The organism is Alkalicoccus daliensis (assembly GCF_900103955.1).
Classification (GTDB): Bacteria; Bacillota; Bacilli; order Bacillales; family Salisediminibacteriaceae; genus Alkalicoccus; species Alkalicoccus daliensis.
This window is the reverse complement of record NZ_FNIL01000014.1, coordinates 17,838-36,199: the sequence shown is the minus strand read 5'-3', so window position 1 is coordinate 36,199 and position 18,362 is coordinate 17,838. Positions and strand designations below refer to the sequence as shown.

Here is an 18,362-nt window from a genome sequence, read left to right as displayed (position 1 = left end):
ATTCAGAGAGCTGTTCCGAGCACTCACTGCCTGAACAGCTCTCTATTTTTCTTATAGAGGAGTGACACTTGATTATGGCAGAAGAAGCAAAGAAAAATCGTTGGCTGATTGCTGTAGCGGCAGTAGGTATCCACATCTCCATCGGTTCTGTTTACTCATGGAGTGTATTTTCAAATCCCATGAACGAAGCTTTCGGATGGAGCCTTACCGGTATTTCCATTACCTTTAGTATTGCTATTTTATTTCTCGGGCTCTCCGCAGCATTCATGGGGCACTTCGTTGAAAAATACGGACCTCGCACCTCTGGGCTTGTATCTACCGTTTTATTTGGAATAGGTATGATCGGCTCTGGATTTGCAATACAAATGGAGTCACTTTATATGCTGTATTTCTTTTATGGTGCCCTTGGCGGTATCGGTTTAGGAGTCGGATACATAACTCCGGTTTCTTCTTTAGTAAAATGGTTTCCGGATAAACGCGGACTTGCTACAGGCCTTGCAATTATGGGCTTTGGGTTTGCATCTTTAATTGCAAGTCCTGTCATTCAGCAGCTGATCGAAGCAGTAGGAATCGCAGGCACCTTCTATACACTCGGTATTATATATTTCGTTATTATGCTTGCTTCCTCTCTTTACCTCGAAAGGCCTCCGGAAGGCTGGATGCCGAAAGCAATGAGGGATAAGCAGGAGAGCGGTGAAGAAAAACCTAAAAGAGATATCTCCTATCTGCGTGCAAATGAAGCAATTAAAACAAGACGTTTCTATTTTTTATGGGTGATGCTGTTTATTAACGTGACTTGCGGCATCGGTATTTTATCAGTAGCTTCACCGATGGGACAGGAAATTGCAGGACTTACTGCCGCCGGGGCAGCCACAATGGTGGGAATCATGGGCTTCTTTAACGGTGCAGGCCGTCTCGCCTGGGCTTCCATATCTGACTATATCGGACGGCCGAATGTATACACAGCATTTTTCGTCATACAAATAGTTTCATTTTTCCTGCTTCCAAATCTGACGCACGCTTTAATTTTCCAGGCAATTCTGTTCATTATTATCTCATGTTATGGAGGAGGTTTTGCTTCAGTACCTGCTTATATTGGAGATATTTTTGGAACAAAAGAGCTTGGCGCAATTCACGGGTATATTTTAACTGCCTGGGCAGCAGCAGGACTCGTTGGCCCGATTCTCGTTTCCTGGCTGCGGGAAGTAACCCAGAGCTATGAATTAATCCTCTACATTTTTGCCGGGATGTTTGTTGTCGCTCTTGCGGCCTCTTTAATTATCCGGGTGGACATAAACCGCTTAAAGAAAGCGCAGCAGGAAGAGGAAGAAAACGCAGCTGTGAATTCATAAAATCTGCTGTGGGTTATTAAATAACATTAGTAAAAGCAGCTCTTTCCACTTGGGAAAGAGCTGCTTTAGTTTTAAAATATCAGTTGCAGTGCGGATCAGGAACTTGCAGGCCAACGTTTTACAGCTAGGCTTCTTCTCCTGGCTCTGCAACAATGAAGTGCAGATCACCTGTCCATTTCACACTGGCCGTATCAGCCGGAATCAGCAGATGGTCTCCTTTCACTACGTGTCTCGTTTCTTCATTCACTAATGCTTCACCCTCTCCCTCCAGCACTGTTACCAGCTGATACGGAGCACGCTTGCGGAGCAGCATAGAGCCATTCACACGGCAGCTTTTCACAGAAAAATAGGGATTATCAATTAATTCTTCAATTTTTCCATCGCCCTCTTCCCATTCTTTTCGCGGAGGAGCAGCATCTTCATGAGGCACCATCGTACAGGCAATTGAATCTTCAATGTGAAGCTCCCGCATTTTTCCATCTTGTCCGGGACGGTCGTAGTCATAAAACCGATAAGTAATATCTGAACTCTGCTGAACTTCCAGCAGCACAATTCCTGCACCAATTGCATGAACAGTTCCGCTTGGTACATAAATAAAATCTCCTGCTTGGACCGGCACAGTCCGGAACAGTTCTTTCCATTGTTCTTTTTCTACATATGCTTCCAGCTCTGCCTTCGTCTCTGCATGGTGTCCCAGCACAAGCTCTGCTCCAGGTTCAGCCGAAACAATATACCAGCATTCTGTTTTCCCATACGCATAATCTTCTTTTTGTTTTGCGTATTCATCATCGGGATGCACCTGAATTGAAAGGTCGTCCTGTGCATCAATAATTTTTACCAGAAGCGGAAATTCATCCTGGCTGCTCAACCCGAAAAGCTGAGGCTCTCCCTTCCATAGTTCTCTGAGCGTTTTCCCTTTCCAGCGGCCATCTTCCACCTTATTCGACCCATTTTCATGCCCGGAAATTCCCCAGCACTCCCCTGTCTGATCACTTGGAATATTATAATGAAACTGTGATGCCAGATTTTTTCCGCCCCATATTTTTTCCTTGAAAATAGGAGCTAGTTTTAAGATTGTATTCACGAAATGTTTCCCCCTCGTATGATTTCCTGCATGGACACCCTTCCAGGCAGATGCTATACTTGAAAATGAGTTTTGTGCACTTTTTTGTGCTAATTGCGCAAACGATTGCGCATATGTATAAACATTTTTTTACACTATTTCATAATAATACTTAGAAAGGCCGGTTGCAAATCCTTCCGGCTCAAGGAGGCAGTTTGATTGTTATTAGAAGCTATCTATCATCAGCCGAAATCCCACTACGCCTATGCCTATGATGCAGAAACACTACATATCCGGGTACGGACCAAACGCGGGGACATGGACCGCGTATCTGTTGTTTGGGGAGACAAATATGATTTTCATGAAGAAACAATTACGACAAAGAAAATGTCTGTATTTGCACAGGATGCTCTTTTTGACTACTATGAGGCAGAAGTAAAGCCTCCCTTCCGCAGGTTTGCTTATGCCTTTAAATTTGAAAAAGAGGACAGGGTCATTTTCTGGAATGAACTCGGTTTTAATGAAGGAGAACTGAGTTCCGGAGGTCTGGGGATGCTCTGGTCTCCATCCGGAATGTTTGAATTTCCTTTTCTGAATACCATTGATGTAAATACTCCGCCGGACTGGGTAAAGGATGCAGTATTTTATCAAATTTTCCCGGAAAGATTTGCAAATGGTGATGCGTCGCTGAACCCGCCGGAAGTAGAAACCTGGACAGCGGACGCGATTCCGACCCGCAGCAACTTTTTTGGAGGCGATCTGCAGGGAGTAATTAATAACCTCGATTACCTGAAGGACTTAGGAGTGAACTGCATTTATTTTACTCCGATCTTTGAAGCACATTCCAATCATAAATACGACACGATTGATTATTTGAAAGTCGATCCGCAGTTTGGAGATAACAAAACGGCGAAAAAACTTGTAGAGGAAGCGCACAGCCGCGGAATCCGGGTAATGCTCGACGCAGTGTTCAACCACTGCGGCTATTACTTCCCCCCTTTCCAGGATGCCCTGAAACATGGAGAGAACTCGCGCTTTAAAGACTGGTTTCATACAAGAGGTTTTCCTTTGACCGCAAGTCCTCTAAACTACGATGCTTTTGGCTTTGTTGCTTCCATGCCAAAACTCGATACTGAGCATCCGGAAGTAAAAGCATACTTATTGGAGGTAGCACGCTACTGGGTTGAAGATGTCGGAGTGGACGGATGGCGGCTCGATGTTGCAAATGAGGTGGATCATCGCTTTTGGAGAGATTTCCGGGATACCGTAAAAGCAGCCAATCCCGATGCTTATATTCTTGGAGAGATATGGCATAATTCTCTTGCTTGGCTGGAAGGAGATCAGTTTGATGCTGTAATGAACTATCCTGTCACCAACAGTATCCTTGATTTTTTCGTGAAAGAAGAAATTGATGCTCAAACTTTTATGGGACGGCTTGATACAGTGCTGGTTTCCTATCCGCGCCAGGCAAACGAAGCTGCGTTTAATTTACTGGATTCCCACGATACTCCGCGTTTACTTACGATCGCCGGTGGAAATAAAAAACGGATGAAGCTTGCTGCACTGTTTCAGCTCACTTATACAGGAACTCCCTGCATTTATTATGGCGATGAAATAGGCATGGATGGCGGAGAGGATCCCGGATGCCGGAAACCCATGATCTGGGAAGAAGAATATCAGGATAAAGAGCTGTTTCATTTTTATAAAAATTTAATTTCACTTCGTAAAAATCACCGGGCACTTCGCGATGGAACTTTCCGGGTGCTTTCTGCAGAGAAAGGAAAAAAGTATGTCGCGTACGAAAGAAGTGACGAGCTGCATCGGTTTATCATTGTGATGAACAGTGCGGAGAACAGGCAGACAGTTACTCTTTCCGACCTTGGTACAGGCACTTTTTATAATTTGGCAGATGATCAGGAACAAATTCTGGAAAACGGGAGGCTGCATATCGATCTCGCACCATTGGAAGCGGTGATTTTAAAAACAAAATAACATAAATAAAGACCGGCAGAAAAAACGGCCGGTCTTACTTTTAATTCATTTATGCGTTGCCTTCCTGCTGTGCCAAACGTACCAGCGCACGTGCAATATGGCGCTTTTCTTCGTCTTCTGCTACTTTCCAGAGTTCCTGTAAAAGCTTTTCTTCCGAATTTTGAGGCTCTTCATGGTTTTTCAAATGCTCAGCTACTCTTTCCGCACCTTTTGCAAGCTGCTCTTCACCAAGACCCAGCTTTTCACCGCGATTTACTTGCTTATTCAAATAATCAAGGAATCCTTGGAAGCTGTCAAGAATCTCCTGTTTGCGATCTTCTGAAGTATCTTCCAGTTTTTCTTCCGCTTGTTTTTTTGGATCTACCATTACTTAAAACCTCCTGTTGATATATTTAATTACGCTACACGTCTCTATATCACTTAACAGATGATGGTAAACCTAAACAAAGCATTCTTGTCAGAAAATTGCATAAACACTTCTAATTCCCTAGAGTTACTTGGTGAGAAATGACCATATGCGATCATGCATCCCGGGCAGATTTTCATGGGCAAAGTCCGGATAAATAACAACTTCTTTTTTGGAAGTGATGTTATTGTAGGCCGCAAACTGCGTGGAAGGAGGGCAGACGGTATCCATTAATCCTGTCCCCATCATAATTTCTCCCTTTATCCGGGGCATTAAATGCCTGATATCGATATAATTCAGCCTCGCAAAAAATTCTTCTTTTCTCTCATGGGTCGGATCGTGTCTTCGGAAATGTGTGCGCATTTCTTTGTATGCATCTACTGCCAGATCCATTTCCCATACGCGCAGATAGTCACTTAAAAACGGGTACACCGCTGCTGCTTTTTTCACACGCGGTTCCAGAGCTGCACAGGCAAGCGTCAGCCCTCCCCCCTGTGACCACCCAGTTACAGAGACGTCTGTTTCATCAATCTCTTTCATCTTCATGACGATTCTCGCCAGCTGTACTGTATCCAGATACACATTGCGGAAAAACAGCGAATCTTCTCCTTCTGCAGCCCCACGGATAATATGGCCTTCCAGTGTATTCCCCTGAACGCCGCCGGGATCCTCCGATTTCCCTCCCTGGCCGCGCACATCCATAGAAAATACAGCATATCCTGCAGCTGCGTAAGCAAGCTTTGAAGTCCAGTCTCCGGAATTCATACTGTATCCATGAAATTCAAGCACCGCTGGAAACGTATCTTTTCCTTCGGGAGGATGATGCGGCTGCACATACTTAGCATAAATACGCGCCCCTTTTACTCCCGTAAAGTATAAATCATAGCAGTCCGCAAACGATGTCTGAAAGCTGCTTTTTGAAATTTCCACTTCTGAATGTGTATCTTGAAGTTCCTGCAGGGCTCTGTCCCAATAAGCATCAAAGTCATTGGGCTTAGCCATCCTTCCATTATATGTATATAGTTTATCTAAAGGCAGATCAATGAGGGGCATATTGGTTTCCTCCGTTTGGATTGTATTTTTGCACAGTTAAATGCCACTGGTGCAGTGCCGGAATAAAAGTTTCGTGTAAAAATTGCATTTTTTCTTTTGTAGATGTGAATTCTTCTGTCAGCTGTGTTGCTGTCAGAACGGCGCTGTAATGATGCTGGAGCTGATCCATCGCTTCTTTATCCTCTATGAAAATAGAGGTGAGGGTCATATTTTCCGGATTATAAGGGATAAGCCCGGTACTTACAGAAGCAAGCAGCCTGTCTGCAATGTCTTCGTCCCCCTGGATATAACACTCCCCTGCATACTGCGCAGCATCATCTATTTCCTGCAGCAATCCTGCATACTGCGTTAAAAATATACGCTGTTTTTCTGTAATTCCCTTCAATTTATCACCCCATATACCTTTTTTTCATCATATCATTAGATATACCACCTACTCCAGCATCAACAAAAAAACGCCCCAAAGGACGTTTTCTGCGTGTTACCCTTTTGCCGCAGCAGCGGCGGCTGCCTGCTTCGCTTTTGCATAAGGATTTGATGCATTTGCTGCATATGGATTCTGCATCCGCGCCTTGGCATACGGATTAACGGTAGCATCTTGTTTCGAAGGAGCTGCGGCCGGTTCAGACGGTGCTGCTGCCGGCTCAGCTGGGGCGGCTTTCTGCCCGTGACGGGACTGCCTGTCTGCTTTAATAACTTCCTTCCACGTATCTCGGAAATCTGCCACAAACTGTGCAGCATTCTGAAGTGCTTCTTTATCGTTTTTCATATTTGCTTCAATCAGCTGATTTAAAATATAATCATACATCGGCAGCATGTCTTTACTAACTGCCACTTTCATATCCAAAGTAACCATCAGCTCACGTACAATATTCTGCGCTTTAATAAGATTCGTATTCTTTTCTTCCATCTGATTGTCATCTATTGCCTTTTCTGCCCGCTTTATAAACTTTAGGCAGCCTTCATAAAGCATTAACGTTAATTCCCCTGCGGACTTTGTCTCAAATGAATTCTGCTTGTATGTTGCGTATGGATTGTTTGCAGCCATGCTACATGGACACCCTTTCTATCATTAAAATCTTCGGCACATAACACATAGACTCTTCTGCCGAGCAGTTATTTTCAACCTGTCCCTTATATCGGCACACAGGTCGAAAGTTTTAGGTGTATGCTAGAAATTCTTTTCCAAAATGAAGGGAAGCCGCTCATTGTTCCGGGAAAGAGGGGAGCTTATTTTACTGTCACGCACCCTATTTTACTCCAAATCCGCTATGCTTTACTCCGATGCCGCTATGCTTTAATCCAAACCGGCTATACTAACATGCGAACCCTCTATAATGACATGTCACCACGCTATACTTTACTGACCCGAGAGCGCAAGTCGTAAAAGCATATTACCTTCTTCATTTAAAACCGTTTCCTGATAGAGAAACTTAAAATAAAGAAGTTAATTTACGTCCGTGCCCGTTTATATTACTGTCACGCACCTTATTTTACTCCAAATCCGCTATGCTTTACTCCGATGCCGCTATGCTTTAATCCAAACCGGCTATATTAACATGCAAACCCTCTATACTGACATGTCACCACGCTATCCTGTACTGATTCGGACTCAAAAGCCATAAAAGCATATTACCTTCTTCATTTAAAACCGTTCCCCGATAGAGAAACTTAAAATAAAGAAGCTAATTTACGTCCGTGCCCGCTTATTTTACTGTCACGCACCTTATTTTACTCCAAATCCGCTATGCTTTACTCCGATGCCGCTATGCTTTAATACAAACCGGCTATACTAACATGCAAACCCTCTATAATGACACATAAATCCTCTATACTGACATGTCACCACGCTATCCTGAACTATCTCCTCCAAATCAATAAAAAAACACAAAAGCGGAAAGAACCAGCATTGCCGGCTTTCCGCTGTTTGTGTTTTCCTTAAACTTTTTCGTCGATAATAATACCGGCGAATTCGAGCATGGAGGAGATCATATCCAGAAACTTTTCTGGAGGGATTTCCCGGACAACTTCTTCCGTTTCCCGATCAATGATTTTTACCATTGTCCGATTGAGCTTTTCATGATGCTCAAAGGCAAGGGATCTCTCTCTGAAAACAGAAAGATCATTCATTGCTTCTATGCCCCGGTCGAGATCGTCCTGCGACCACTCCTTGCTCCGCTCCAGAGAATGTGTTACATCCTCCCGGGAGCCTTTGTCTGCACTTCCTTGTGGTATTGAAGCCTGTCGCAGCTGAACAGGTGCTGCTTCCGTTTTTTTCAACGGCGGCAGTTCCTGTCCCGAGCGCATTGATTGCACTTCCATGTGATCAACTCCTCGTAATTGAAGTACCACATCCCTTATATCGGACGAAAGTCACAATTTTACACTCAATTCTAAAATTTATTTTTTTGAATCGAAAAAGACACCATCTGGAGTGGGACCATCGTATGGATTTTCATAACGGCGGCCAGTGTTCTTTTTCTGATTAAGCTGATTTATGTCTGTCTGGATCCGCTGCTGATTTGTTTTTAATTTTTCCTGAATCTCTTTATTTAACCGGAAAATCTCCTGTGCTACTTTTTTTTCACCGGATGTAGAGGGCGGCTGAAGAGATGTCATAAGCTGTTCCCGTTGATCAAGAAGTTGATTTACCTTTTCAATATAATTGTCTCTTTTTTCATCTTCTTTAGGGAAATCTTCCAGCAGATGATCGTAAAGAGCGCGAGTTGAAGCATACAGTTCTCTTAAGTTCGTCAATTTTCTTCCCCCTGCCCAAGCAAAAATTCATTAACAAGCTGATTTCCGTCGAAAAGCACCGAAAGTGTTACTGCATGCCTCCGTACATTTGTGCAAAAAGTGCTTCTCCCTGGGAATTTGCCCGGGATACCGCTTTTTCCATCGCAGTAAACTGTGTCCAGTAGCGCTGCTCCACCTGCTTCATCCGCCGCTCAAAATTCGTCATCCGGTCTTCGATATTGTTCATTTCCCGGCCGAGCGTAAACTGCTGGTTCACCGTTCGTCCCCGCATTCCTCCGGCTCTCTGCGCAATCGCTTCAATCATTGTATTCGCACTCGTCCGGACTCTTCTGGCAATTCCCTGCTCTGCCTGGGTGGGACCATCTGCCGCGAACAGCTGATAGACACCCTCTGCATCGCTTTCGATAGCTGCACGAAGACGATCTTCATTTACTTCCAGCTTTCCGCCGTCACGGAAATTGGACGTAGTGGTAATTCCTATCTGGGCAAGCTGCCGTATTTGCGTATCAATCCCGCCTGTTACCTGGCCGTACATCTGCTGGCGGAAATTATTCATGCCGTTTCTCAGCATGGAATCATTGCGGAGCAGGCCGCTCATTGCTTTTTCATCCCAGAGTTCTGCTTCCCGCTCTGATAACTCACGCCGTTCTTCTTCTGTCAGCGGTGGATAATCCCGGAAAAATTCCTGGCTTGTTTTACCATTCACCAGTTCGAGAAGTTCATTATATTCATTTACAAAAGACATAATCGTTTCTACAATTTTATCTGTATCCCGCTTAACGTTTAAATTCACTTCCCGGTTTGCAAAAGTTTCATGCAGCGTAATGTTCATGCCGTTGACCGAAAAAGTATTGGAACGCCTCGTTGTTTCCAAACCGTTAATCGTAAACGTTGCATTTTGTGCGGCAATTTCATTCGTATCGCTCAGCTTTAGTCCCTGTTCGAAAAAGGAGCCGGAAAAACGCATTTCACTGCCTTCCGGAGCAAAAATTCCAGTATCGTTCCGTACGATGGAGACACGGTCCGTTCCTGTATCATAAAAAGTGCTGACGCCTGCTTTTGAACGGTTCAGCATAGACATAACTTCATTCATAGTCTGATTACCGGTAACAATAAAGTTTTCCTTTACTTCCTGGCCGTCTTTATTAAAAGTAGTAATAGAATTCATGGAGAATTTATCCGTTCCTTCTCCTTCAATTGCCGTCACAACTTCCACCTTAGCATTCCGGGCTAAAGCAGAGCCGAATACAAGCTGTTTGGAATCCGCATCAAGCATTACCTGTGTTGCAGTTAGTCCGCCTTCCGGCATTTCTTCTACTACCTTATAAGAAACCCCATTGACCCGCACGACTGTGGAATCAGGATTTCCGAGCTCCACGTTCAAATCAATGGTAGATTGTGACTGCTGTACGGTCACCGTCTGCCTGTTTACCGTTCCTGTTTTCCACATTTCCCCTTCCGCTGCTTTAAAATTCTGTTCAGAAAGTTTTCCGGTCACATTTAATTTATCAGCTACCGGAGCACTGCTCGCATTTGAAGCTGCGGAAGCCAGTTTTTTCACTTCTGTTAAACGCAGCGTTCCTTCTAACGTAGATGCATTTCCTGTCGCAGTGACAAGCGATGCGTTGGAACTCACTACCGTATTCATCATCATATTGGCACGTCGCATGACATTATCAAACGTATTGTTTCTGAATTTATCCATCTTCACATTAATTTCTCTGTATTGATCAATCTTCCACTGTGTAGATGTTTTATTCTGCTCTAATTTTTTTAAAGGCATTTTTTCCGCCTGCATTAAATCCTTCACCATCTGATTGATATCCATTCCGGTAGCAAATCCGCTAAGCCGCATGTCTTTCACTCCTCTGACTATTCTGTTGTATGGAACTGTAAATTACCCGATATATTATGCTATTTATCATATCGGTTATTACACTTCCTGATTGAAGGATTTTTCCCGAAAACAGGGCTTAAGACATACAAGCATCGCACTTCTTTCCTATTCCTCTACCGCCCAGCGCCTGTCTTTCATAAAACAAACAGTCAGCCACTTTTTCGGAGCTGTCCCTTCCAGCACTTCTGCAATTTTTTCTCTTACATTATCCTGGACACTTAAAGATTCCAGAGAAGGATCACTGCCGGCCACTAAATCGATTTCCACCCAGATGGTCCTCCCTACGCGGGAGATTCTAATAAAGCTTTCTTCAATTTTGTGCTGCTTCTCAATTTCTGCAACTTTTTCCTGCACTCTTTCCCGCACATTATCTTCCGGCGCCATTTCCAGTACTTCCTTCCAGGCGTTTTTCATCTCTTTTAAAGGAAACTTCAGAAAATAGAGAGATACAAGCATTACCATGACCGGATCTATATAAGGCACGATGCCCTGATAGCCGAAGCGCTGCAATACGAGTGCACCGAGAAAGCCAATAAATACTCCTACACTCACAAGCGAATCCATCATCCACTGGTTTGCTTCGGCCCTTACCAAGGAGCTTCCCGTGTGACTTTTCTTTCGTAGATATACGTACACTCCAAGACAAGCAGCCATAGATACAGCTGCGTATAAAAAGGCGGGGCCTACCTGGAAATCCCTGCCGCCCTGAAACAGCGAGACTGCAGCTGCGAGGATGGAACCTGTGACAAGCAGAAGAATGACCGTATATTTTACAAGGATAACAATCGGTTCTAACATATCCTTCCCGAAAGGGTATTTTTCCCAATCAGATTGATTCATAAATTTTAATGCTGCCAGAGAAATATAAGAAAGCCCTACACTGATAAACGAATATAAGCCATCGAATAATATCATCTGAGAATCGAACAGAAGTCCCAGCGTTACTCCTGCCACCGAAAAAAGGATGGCTGCAATTACAGACATCCAAAGAATTCTTTTTTCTGATACGCCGTTCATTATTCCACCTCAAAATTTTTAATGTTCATTAAGCATAAAGTGCCTGTTTTGTAAATTTATAAAGCTGCTTCTTCATTTCTTTCCTGTCCCCAGCAGCGGTATGGGATAAATAATAAGATTCTGCACCGTGTTCAATTAAGCCGACCGTATAATTTACCTGATATGCCAGCGCTACATTTCCCGCTATTTTTTTATCGCTGCGCAGATGTTCAAATTGTTCCTCCAGCCAGCTGTAATACGGACGGTAGATTTCTTCCCATCGTTCGAAAGAATAATACAGCGCAATCCCTGCGTAGCAGAAGCTGATCAGCGATTTGTATTCTTCTGTAATATCAAATGTAATATCAATCAGCGCGTGCAGGAGCTCTTTGCGGGAAGGGCTTTCCCCTGCTCTCTCCTGCACCCTTTTCAGCTGCTCTGTCAAGATTCTTTCTGCGATCGCAGGAACAATTTCATTTTTGGAGGAGAAGTATAAATAGAAAGTCCCCTGCGCGACTCCTGCCCTTTTCACAAACTGAGAAACAGATGCTTTTTCAAATCCGTGTTCTTCAATAACTTCCATCGCTGCATCCACAATTTTCCTCTGTTTTTCTTCTCTCATTTCGCCCTCCTGCTTTTGACTGACTGTCAGTCATTTATAATTTTATCTTAACATGCCCTCTTTTTCTACGCAAGAAACCAGCTTTTAATCCGCTGGTATTTTTATATTAGATTTAGATGCATCAGTCTGTGAGTTTACAGAAGAAAGAATTTCATAAATAGATAATTTTACCGATTTAAGGTTCTCCTTCAATTCCCAACAGAAACCTGCCTTTCCTAAGCAGGAATTATAAGCTGATGCGGCTAAATCAATCCAGAAACATAAGATAAATACTTGATCATTATATCGTTTAATGATATATTATTAACAGATATATCATTAAACGATATATGGAGGTGAAGTAATTGGCAAGAAACGAATCCCTGAAGCAGGGAGAGCTCACTGATACAATGTATTATATTTTAATCACACTGCTGCAGCCGATGCATGGGTACGCAATTATGCAGGCGATTGAAAAGATGACTAATGGAACGCTGAAAATTGGTCCGGCTTCTATGTACACCACGCTGAAAAAGCTGAAAACAAAAGAACTGATCGTAGAGAAACTGGAGGAAAACAATAAAAAAGTCTATCTTATTTCAAATTATGGGAAAACAGTCCTGCAAAAAGAAGTGGTGCGCCGGGAAATGATGGTACAGCACGGAAAAATTGCACTGGAGGGAAATATCAATGAAGAAAAAATGGAGTAGCGGTTTAGCTTTTGGTGAGTCTGACGATATGGAAATGCTGCGTGAGGAATCGCAGAACGGAAATCATTTAAGCGGGTTCCGTGGACTCAATTATCTCTTTGAAAAAGGAGAGCCCGCAGATTTCACCTATAAAATTGATTTCCGGGACAATCCGGAGGCAGAATATTTTGAGATGTTCGAGGCAGCAGGATGGGAGCTGGCTGCTTCCCAGGGCTCTTTATATATTTTCCGGGCTCCGGCGGGAACGACTCCGATTTATTCTGACCCGGACACCCAGAAAGAATTTTACCTTTCTCAAATGAAATCTTATGCAAAGTATACAGTGTTTACCACTGTACCCTTCCTGCTCAGTTTGTTCTTATTGAATCAGTACACAAGCTGGATAACCGGGATTTTAAGTATCTTTTTTGTAGTTCCTTTTGTATTTACTGCTTATCCGCTGATAGGCTTTTACCTCTCTTACCAGTTCGGAGAAAATTCTGTATTTAGGAAAACCCTTTTAAAAGCAGTCCATTTTCTTATTATTACTGCTTTAATTGGCAGTATTCTCCTGATGATATTTTAAAATGAACTGCATTGCCAGTATGGAACCTGCCTACATTCCCTGCTTGCCGCCCATCTGCGACATCAGCTGTTCGGCCTGTGCGTTCGCACGGGCCATTGCCTGTTCCATAGCATTGAACTGGCTCCAGTAACGCTGTTCGACCTGCTGCATCCGTCGCTCAAAATTCGAAATTTGATCTGACTGCTGTTCGAGCTCCCTGCCGAGAGTAAATGTCTGATTCCCGGACATTTCCGTGCGTCCGGCACGCTGTCCGATCTGCTGGATGCTGTCGTCGAGCGTAGCACGGAGCCTTCTCGCTATTCCGCGCTCTTCCTGTGTTTCTCCATCTGCGGCAAATAAGTTAAATACCGCATCCGGATCTTCCGCGATAGAGGCGCGCAGCTGCTCCTCATTCACTTCCAGTATCCCGCCCTGGCGGAAATCGGTGGAAGTAGTTATGCCTATTTCTGTAATCTGTGTGAAAGCCTGATCACCATCCGCTGTATTCACCGGTTCATAAAACTGGGATCTCATGGAGCTGACCGCACCCGAAATAATACTGTCTCTCCGCAGCAGGCCGCTGTTTGACTTTTCCTCCCACATTTCCACCTCTGTGTCTGATAATTCTCTCCGCTGCTCATCTGTTAGAGGTGCATAATCCCGGAAATATTCTTCCCCTGTTTTTTCCTGCATTGCACTTACGAGCTCATTATAATCTTCAACAAATCCCATTACTGTATCAAATATTTTTTCGTCATCTGAAGATACACCGATCGATACTTGTTCAGTGAAGGGCTGATTCAAAGTTACATTTAACCCGTTTATTTCAAAAGAATTGCTGCGTCTTTCCATTTCACTGAGCCCATTCATCGTAAAGGCCGCATTTGCTGCTTCCTGCATCGGCGTATTGTTTTCCAGCCCAAAGGCCGTGGAAAAGAAATGCTGCTCTCCTGGTTCAGCTTCTATAAACTCCCCGTCTGCATCTATTTCCCCAAACTGAATTTCATTCCCAGTCTCATTAAAAACGCCCGTTTCTGCTCTCTGCAGAGAAATCCTTCCGGAGAATTCATCATAAAAAGCCTGTACACCTAATGCAGACTGATTCACATCATTGAGAATATCATCGAGACTGCTGCTTTCATCCACAGTAAATTCCTGCGGCACTGCAGCACCATTTTCATCAAATACTGCAATAGCAAACGCAGCTTCGGTCTGGCCTTCTTCTACGCCATGTAAAAGTTCTGCCTGCTGGAGAAAACTTTCACTGCGGTCAAATGCAGCTAGGTCATTTACAAAAGACCCGTTTTCTCCCGCCGCTTCAGATACGTGCATTTCCGCCCTGGCGAGAGAAGCATCGGATATGGTGTAGCTTCCCTCTGGCGTACTTGCGGAAGCCCGTGCAGTCACAGCAGCTTCATTGGAACTGACAGTTTCTCTTGACCGCATGTTAGAGGAGCGTAAAATACCGTCAAACGTGTTGTTGCGAAACTCCGAAAATTTTAAATTCATCTGCCTGTATTCATCAATTTTCAGCTGCAGCTCCATAGAATTCTGCTGCATAGGTTCCAGCGGTTGCCGCTCCGCTCGCATTAAATCTGATACCATCTGGTTTATATCCATTCCGGAGGCAAACCCCGTCATCCTGTTCATGCCATCCATCCAATCATCCCTTCGAATTTACTGTTATGCTTTCATTATGTAATTCATCTTTGTTAGATATAGAACACCTGAAAATATGCTGAAAAAAATAAAAAACAGAAAAAATCGGCACGAGGCTTCTTTTTTCTGTTTTTGCTTATCTTCTTCAATTTCGTTATTTTCTGCAGCACTTTAGAATTTCCATGTAGAAATTGATCCAGTCGGACCTTCTGCTGATAAATATAGTCATTATATGCGCTAAGTGTAATATCGGCAGGTGCACCGATTTGTTTAAGGAAATTTAATTATTTCTCCATGCGGCGGAAAGGTGAATTATTTTTTGCGGGACTTCCTTCCTCAACTTGTCTTAATGAACGATTGTTTCCAGTTCCGACTGGAGCTCTTCCAGTTCCGTCTGTTTTTCTTCTATTTGCTGCTGCAGATGCAACCGGTCTGCATCAGTCGCACGGTTGTCCGCAGCTTCTTCCGCTATTTCCCGCATTTCTCTCAGTTTATTTTCTATAGCATCATAAAGCGCCATTCTTTTTTTCGTCCACTCCAGCTGTTCCTGAAGAAACAATTCATTCGCATTCATAAGCATCCTCCTGTTTAATTGAGCATCAGCATATTATTCGTATCGAAACGGATCTATCGGTATACTAAAAAGGAAAAAGGAGCGTGATATTAATGGACGTACATCCACTCGTAACGACAGATTGGCTTTTTGAGCATAAAGATGATGACAACCTTCGTATTATTGATGCGACTGTATTTATGGAACAGACAGATGAAGGCCTTCGTATTACTCCCGGCGAGGAAGCTTATCAGCTGGCACATCTGCCAAACGCTGTTTTCGCGAACCTGCTTACACAGTTTTCCGATGTAGATGCCGCGCAGCCGCTTACCGCTCTCCCGCACGAGTCCTTTGTCCATGAAGCAAGGGGACTCGGAATCGACGATGACACTACCGTGGTGATTTATGACCGCGGTCCGGTAGTCGGCGCCACCTTCACTTCTTCAGACTGGGCATCGCGGTTATGGTGGCAGTTTCGACTTTCCGGCCATAATAAAGTATTTGTTCTCGGCGGCGGCCTGCCCAAGTGGAAACAGGAAGCAAAACCATTAACAGAGGAAATCCCGTTAACGGCCGCTGGTTCTTTTATCGGCAGATACCGGCCGGAACTTTACGCTACTATCAATGATATTAAAGATTCTATGTACGATGAAAAAACAATTATTATGAACTGCCTATCCAGTGAAGATTTTCGCGGGGAGACAAACAACTATCCGAGAAAAGGACATATTCCCGGCAGTGAGCATGTGTTTTTCGGGGATTTAAGTACGCCTTCCGGCTCTCTTCCGCACGAAGACACTTTAAGGGCAATTTTCACCTCCACCGGCGCGCTTGACCCGGAGAAAAAAGTAATTACGTACTGCGGGGGCGGCGTGGCAGCTACCTGGAATGCACTTGCGCTTGCCTCTCTGGGAAAAGAAGCGGCAGTGTATGATGGTTCCCTGAATGAATGGATGAGCGATAAGGAAAACCCGCTGTCTACTTCTTCAGAATAAGTAAAGGAGCAGTCCCAAGAGGCTGCTCCTTTTTGCAATATGTTTAAGACGGCATTTTCTCCACCTGTTCCCTGGCGAATTTCCCTGCGACAGGAAATTCATACCAGTGGCCCTGGTAAGCTTTCACCATGCAAAGAATCCAGATGATAAGTGCAACCGGTGCAAACAGCGGTGCGAGAATCCAGCCGATGATCGGAATAAAGCTGAGTATCGTGTTGATAAGCAGAAAAGCGAGGGATATGACTATTGACTGCATGGCATGATAGCGAATAAACTTATTATCTTTTTCCAAAAATAAAAAAATGAGTCCTGTAATGAATCCGAGCACATAACTTAACGTAGCTGCTGTATTCTGGTTCAATCCGGAACTGCTGACAGGGGGCGAGCCTTTTTCCTGCATCGTGCATCCCTCCATATTTGATATTCACTCAAAGCACAGCATTATACCACTAATATAACATAATTGTGCAGAAAATTAAGTATATTATTTTGAAAATTAAGAATTTTAAAATATAATGAATTTATGCATATTACTCTTGAGAGGAACAAATAAGGAATATACAGTCTATCCTGTAATCTGTCCTGCTTCTGCATACAAAAAAGCCATTCTCTATAGAGAACGACTTTTCCGCATGATGCACTATACGCGTACATCAACGATACCGCCTAAATACGGCTGTACCGACCTTTGCTGCTGATCAATCAGCTGCTGCATGATCTGCTGTTCCTGCTGCTCATGCTGGTGTTTCTGCTGCTGATTGTTCAACTCGGAAGCTGTGCCTACAGCTGCGGCACGTCCTTCCGGCTGAGTTGCTTCCTCCACCAGCTGATGCTGCTGCATCAGTTCAGATGCCTGCTGCTGGGTTTGGACCTGACTCGTGGCCATTGACATTCTGCCTACGTCCATTCTAACTTCCTCCTTTCTACGGGAGTGTCTCCCGTGCGGCGGAATACCGCTGAAACTATTATACTATACCACCTGCTCTTTTTTTAAAAATACAAAAATATATTTTTCAGTAAAGGTCTTGATTTATAAGTTGTGTACGTTATAATGAACATACAATTATTCTTTATAACGAACGGAGGGTTTTATGTATGAGGGAAAAACTTTATGTGGAGCAGACTCGCTTTCTCTGGGATGCTCCTCATACGATGCGACAACTGTCTGAGCAGCTTCGAAGTAAAATACCGGCTGATTCACGGCCTCTTGTACTTATTTGTATCGGCACGGACCGGTCCACCGGTGATTCACTTGGCCCGCTGACCGGCACTTTCCTAAAAGAGCGCCGCCTCTCCCATTTTCATGTGTACGGCACACTCGAAGCCCCTGTGCATGCAAAAAATCTGCAGGAAGTTTTACAAACGGTCCAGGAAGACCACCAGGACCCGTTCGTTATTGCGGTCGATGCCTGTCTCGGAAGTTATCAGAATGTAGGAACCATCGTCCTTGGAGATGGACCGCTGCTTCCAGGATCAGCACTCGGAAGAGATCTGCCGCCTGTAGGAGATATTTATTTAACCGGCATTGTTAACGTGTCCGGTTTTATGGAACTCTCAGTACTGCAGAGTACCCGCCTTTATACGGTGATGAATATTGCAAAGCTTCTTGCAGGCAGCTTGAAATTTGTTGATTGGAAAATCCACCGGGAACAAGAAGCGCTTATTCAGGAAGGAACAAATGTAGTTGCTTTTCAGCAGATGAAAAAAGAAGCTGATTCCGGCTGAAAATCCCGACCTTATAAAAAAAGAACCTCTCTCAAATAAGAGCAGAGGTTCTTTCCACT

19 protein-coding genes and 1 pseudogene are annotated in these 18,362 nt (G+C 44.0%); 6 read left to right on the top strand and 14 right to left on the bottom strand.

Annotated elements, in window-relative coordinates; genetic code table 11:
* Window positions 1–74 precede the first annotated feature (74 nt).
* Window positions 75–1,352 carry an L-lactate MFS transporter gene (locus tag BLP92_RS15815; protein ID WP_090843931.1) on the top strand — a complete coding sequence of 426 codons (1,278 nt, stop codon included), beginning with the start codon at window positions 75–77 and terminating at the stop codon, window positions 1,350–1,352.
* A 124-nt stretch (window positions 1,353–1,476) separates the two neighbouring features.
* Here the strand turns inward: BLP92_RS15815 and manA are convergent, their stop codons facing one another.
* Window positions 1,477–2,436 carry a mannose-6-phosphate isomerase, class I gene (gene manA / locus BLP92_RS15810; protein WP_090843930.1) on the bottom strand — a complete coding sequence of 320 codons (960 nt, stop codon included), beginning with the start codon at window positions 2,434–2,436 and terminating at the stop codon, window positions 1,477–1,479.
* A 198-nt stretch (window positions 2,437–2,634) separates the two neighbouring features.
* Here manA and BLP92_RS15805 point away from each other — a divergent pair, with 198 nt between their 5' ends.
* Window positions 2,635–4,407 (top strand): alpha-glycosidase, encoded by a 1,773-nt coding sequence (locus tag BLP92_RS15805; protein ID WP_090843929.1) that lies wholly within the window; start codon window positions 2,635–2,637, stop codon window positions 4,405–4,407.
* A gap of 49 nt (window positions 4,408–4,456) precedes the next feature.
* Here BLP92_RS15805 and BLP92_RS15800 read toward each other — a convergent pair whose 3' ends face one another.
* The 9 genes and pseudogenes from BLP92_RS15800 to BLP92_RS15760 form a co-directional block, all read right to left on the bottom strand.
* Window positions 4,457–4,774, bottom strand: coding sequence for a DUF3243 family protein (locus tag BLP92_RS15800; protein ID WP_090843928.1), 318 nt, complete (start codon window positions 4,772–4,774; stop codon window positions 4,457–4,459).
* A gap of 126 nt (window positions 4,775–4,900) precedes the next feature.
* A complete protein-coding gene (locus BLP92_RS15795; RefSeq protein ID WP_090843927.1) occupies window positions 4,901–5,866 on the bottom strand; it encodes an alpha/beta fold hydrolase in 966 nt (321 codons plus the stop codon).
* Window positions 5,853–6,251, bottom strand: a complete 399-nt coding sequence (locus BLP92_RS15790) for a DUF8042 domain-containing protein (RefSeq protein WP_090843926.1) — start codon at window positions 6,249–6,251, stop codon at window positions 5,853–5,855. Before BLP92_RS15790 ends, BLP92_RS15795 begins: the two co-directional genes overlap by 14 nt.
* A 276-nt stretch (window positions 6,252–6,527) precedes the next feature.
* A pseudogene (gene fliS, locus BLP92_RS15785) lies at window positions 6,528–6,914 on the bottom strand (flagellar export chaperone FliS); the annotation flags it as partial.
* An 890-nt stretch (window positions 6,915–7,804) separates the two neighbouring features.
* Window positions 7,805–8,188 carry a flagellar protein FlaG gene (locus BLP92_RS15780; protein ID WP_090843924.1) on the bottom strand — a complete coding sequence of 128 codons (384 nt, stop codon included), beginning with the start codon at window positions 8,186–8,188 and terminating at the stop codon, window positions 7,805–7,807.
* 78 nt (window positions 8,189–8,266) lie between these two features.
* Window positions 8,267–8,623: a flagellar protein FliT gene (gene fliT / locus BLP92_RS15775; protein ID WP_090843923.1), complete on the bottom strand. Its 357-nt coding sequence runs from the start codon at window positions 8,621–8,623 to the stop codon at window positions 8,267–8,269.
* A 67-nt stretch (window positions 8,624–8,690) separates the two neighbouring features.
* Window positions 8,691–10,478 (bottom strand): flagellar filament capping protein FliD, encoded by a 1,788-nt coding sequence (gene fliD / locus BLP92_RS15770; RefSeq protein ID WP_090843922.1) that lies wholly within the window; start codon window positions 10,476–10,478, stop codon window positions 8,691–8,693.
* Window positions 10,479–10,625: 147 nt separating this feature from the next.
* Window positions 10,626–11,537: a cation diffusion facilitator family transporter gene (locus BLP92_RS15765; RefSeq protein WP_090843921.1), complete on the bottom strand. Its 912-nt coding sequence runs from the start codon at window positions 11,535–11,537 to the stop codon at window positions 10,626–10,628.
* A gap of 28 nt (window positions 11,538–11,565) precedes the next feature.
* Window positions 11,566–12,138 carry a TetR/AcrR family transcriptional regulator gene (locus tag BLP92_RS15760; RefSeq protein WP_090843920.1) on the bottom strand — a complete coding sequence of 191 codons (573 nt, stop codon included), beginning with the start codon at window positions 12,136–12,138 and terminating at the stop codon, window positions 11,566–11,568.
* Window positions 12,139–12,482: 344 nt separating this feature from the next.
* On the opposite strand from BLP92_RS15760, the gene BLP92_RS15755 reads away from it, so the two are divergent.
* Together BLP92_RS15755 and BLP92_RS15750 are read left to right on the top strand one after the other, a co-directional pair.
* Window positions 12,483–12,827, top strand: a complete 345-nt coding sequence (locus BLP92_RS15755; RefSeq protein WP_090843919.1) for a PadR family transcriptional regulator — start codon at window positions 12,483–12,485, stop codon at window positions 12,825–12,827.
* Window positions 12,808–13,392, top strand: a complete 585-nt coding sequence (locus tag BLP92_RS15750; protein WP_090843918.1) for a DUF2812 domain-containing protein — start codon at window positions 12,808–12,810, stop codon at window positions 13,390–13,392. The genes BLP92_RS15755 and BLP92_RS15750 overlap by 20 nt, the downstream gene beginning before the upstream one ends.
* 30 nt (window positions 13,393–13,422) lie before the next feature.
* On the opposite strand, the gene BLP92_RS15745 is transcribed toward BLP92_RS15750, so the two are convergent.
* The gene (locus BLP92_RS15745) at window positions 13,423–15,021 is read right to left on the bottom strand and encodes a flagellar hook-associated protein 2 (protein WP_175444331.1); all 1,599 of its coding nucleotides are present in this window, start codon (window positions 15,019–15,021) and stop codon (window positions 13,423–13,425) included.
* A 355-nt stretch (window positions 15,022–15,376) separates the two neighbouring features.
* Complete coding sequence (locus BLP92_RS15740) at window positions 15,377–15,604, bottom strand: hypothetical protein (RefSeq protein ID WP_090843916.1); 228 nt, start codon at window positions 15,602–15,604, stop codon at window positions 15,377–15,379.
* A gap of 92 nt (window positions 15,605–15,696) precedes the next feature.
* Between BLP92_RS15740 and BLP92_RS15735 the strand changes: the two genes are divergently transcribed.
* Window positions 15,697–16,578 (top strand): sulfurtransferase, encoded by an 882-nt coding sequence (locus BLP92_RS15735; RefSeq protein WP_090843915.1) that lies wholly within the window; start codon window positions 15,697–15,699, stop codon window positions 16,576–16,578.
* Between the two features lie 43 nt (window positions 16,579–16,621).
* Here the strand turns inward: BLP92_RS15735 and BLP92_RS15730 are convergent, their stop codons facing one another.
* Entirely contained in the window at window positions 16,622–16,978 is a 357-nt protein-coding gene (locus BLP92_RS15730) for a DUF4870 domain-containing protein (RefSeq protein WP_090843914.1), read from the bottom strand.
* Window positions 16,979–17,218: 240 nt separating this feature from the next.
* Window positions 17,219–17,485 (bottom strand): hypothetical protein, encoded by a 267-nt coding sequence (locus BLP92_RS15725; RefSeq protein WP_090843913.1) that lies wholly within the window; start codon window positions 17,483–17,485, stop codon window positions 17,219–17,221.
* 188 nt (window positions 17,486–17,673) lie between these two features.
* Between BLP92_RS15725 and yyaC the strand changes: the two genes are divergently transcribed.
* Entirely contained in the window at window positions 17,674–18,303 is a 630-nt protein-coding gene (yyaC, locus tag BLP92_RS15720) for a spore protease YyaC (protein ID WP_090843912.1), read from the top strand.
* Window positions 18,304–18,362 lie beyond the last annotated feature (59 nt).

Coding starts and splice junctions, on each gene's coding strand:
- BLP92_RS15815 (WP_090843931.1), top strand. CDS start 75: ATGGCAGAAGAAGCAAAGAAAAATCGTTGGCTGATTGCTGTAGCGGCA.
- BLP92_RS15800 (WP_090843928.1), bottom strand. CDS start 4,774: ATGGTAGATCCAAAAAAACAAGCGGAAGAAAAACTGGAAGATACTTCA.
- BLP92_RS15795 (WP_090843927.1), bottom strand. CDS start 5,866: ATGCCCCTCATTGATCTGCCTTTAGATAAACTATATACATATAATGGA.
- BLP92_RS15780 (WP_090843924.1), bottom strand. CDS start 8,188: ATGGAAGTGCAATCAATGCGCTCGGGACAGGAACTGCCGCCGTTGAAA.
- fliD (WP_090843922.1), bottom strand. CDS start 10,478: ATGCGGCTTAGCGGATTTGCTACCGGAATGGATATCAATCAGATGGTG.
- BLP92_RS15765 (WP_090843921.1), bottom strand. CDS start 11,537: ATGAACGGCGTATCAGAAAAAAGAATTCTTTGGATGTCTGTAATTGCA.
- BLP92_RS15760 (WP_090843920.1), bottom strand. CDS start 12,138: ATGAGAGAAGAAAAACAGAGGAAAATTGTGGATGCAGCGATGGAAGTT.
- BLP92_RS15750 (WP_090843918.1), top strand. CDS start 12,808: ATGAAGAAAAAATGGAGTAGCGGTTTAGCTTTTGGTGAGTCTGACGAT.
- BLP92_RS15745 (WP_175444331.1), bottom strand. CDS start 15,021: ATGAACAGGATGACGGGGTTTGCCTCCGGAATGGATATAAACCAGATG.
- BLP92_RS15740 (WP_090843916.1), bottom strand. CDS start 15,604: ATGAATGCGAATGAATTGTTTCTTCAGGAACAGCTGGAGTGGACGAAA.
- BLP92_RS15735 (WP_090843915.1), top strand. CDS start 15,697: ATGGACGTACATCCACTCGTAACGACAGATTGGCTTTTTGAGCATAAA.
- BLP92_RS15730 (WP_090843914.1), bottom strand. CDS start 16,978: ATGCAGGAAAAAGGCTCGCCCCCTGTCAGCAGTTCCGGATTGAACCAG.
- BLP92_RS15725 (WP_090843913.1), bottom strand. CDS start 17,485: ATGGACGTAGGCAGAATGTCAATGGCCACGAGTCAGGTCCAAACCCAG.
- yyaC (WP_090843912.1), top strand. CDS start 17,674: ATGAGGGAAAAACTTTATGTGGAGCAGACTCGCTTTCTCTGGGATGCT.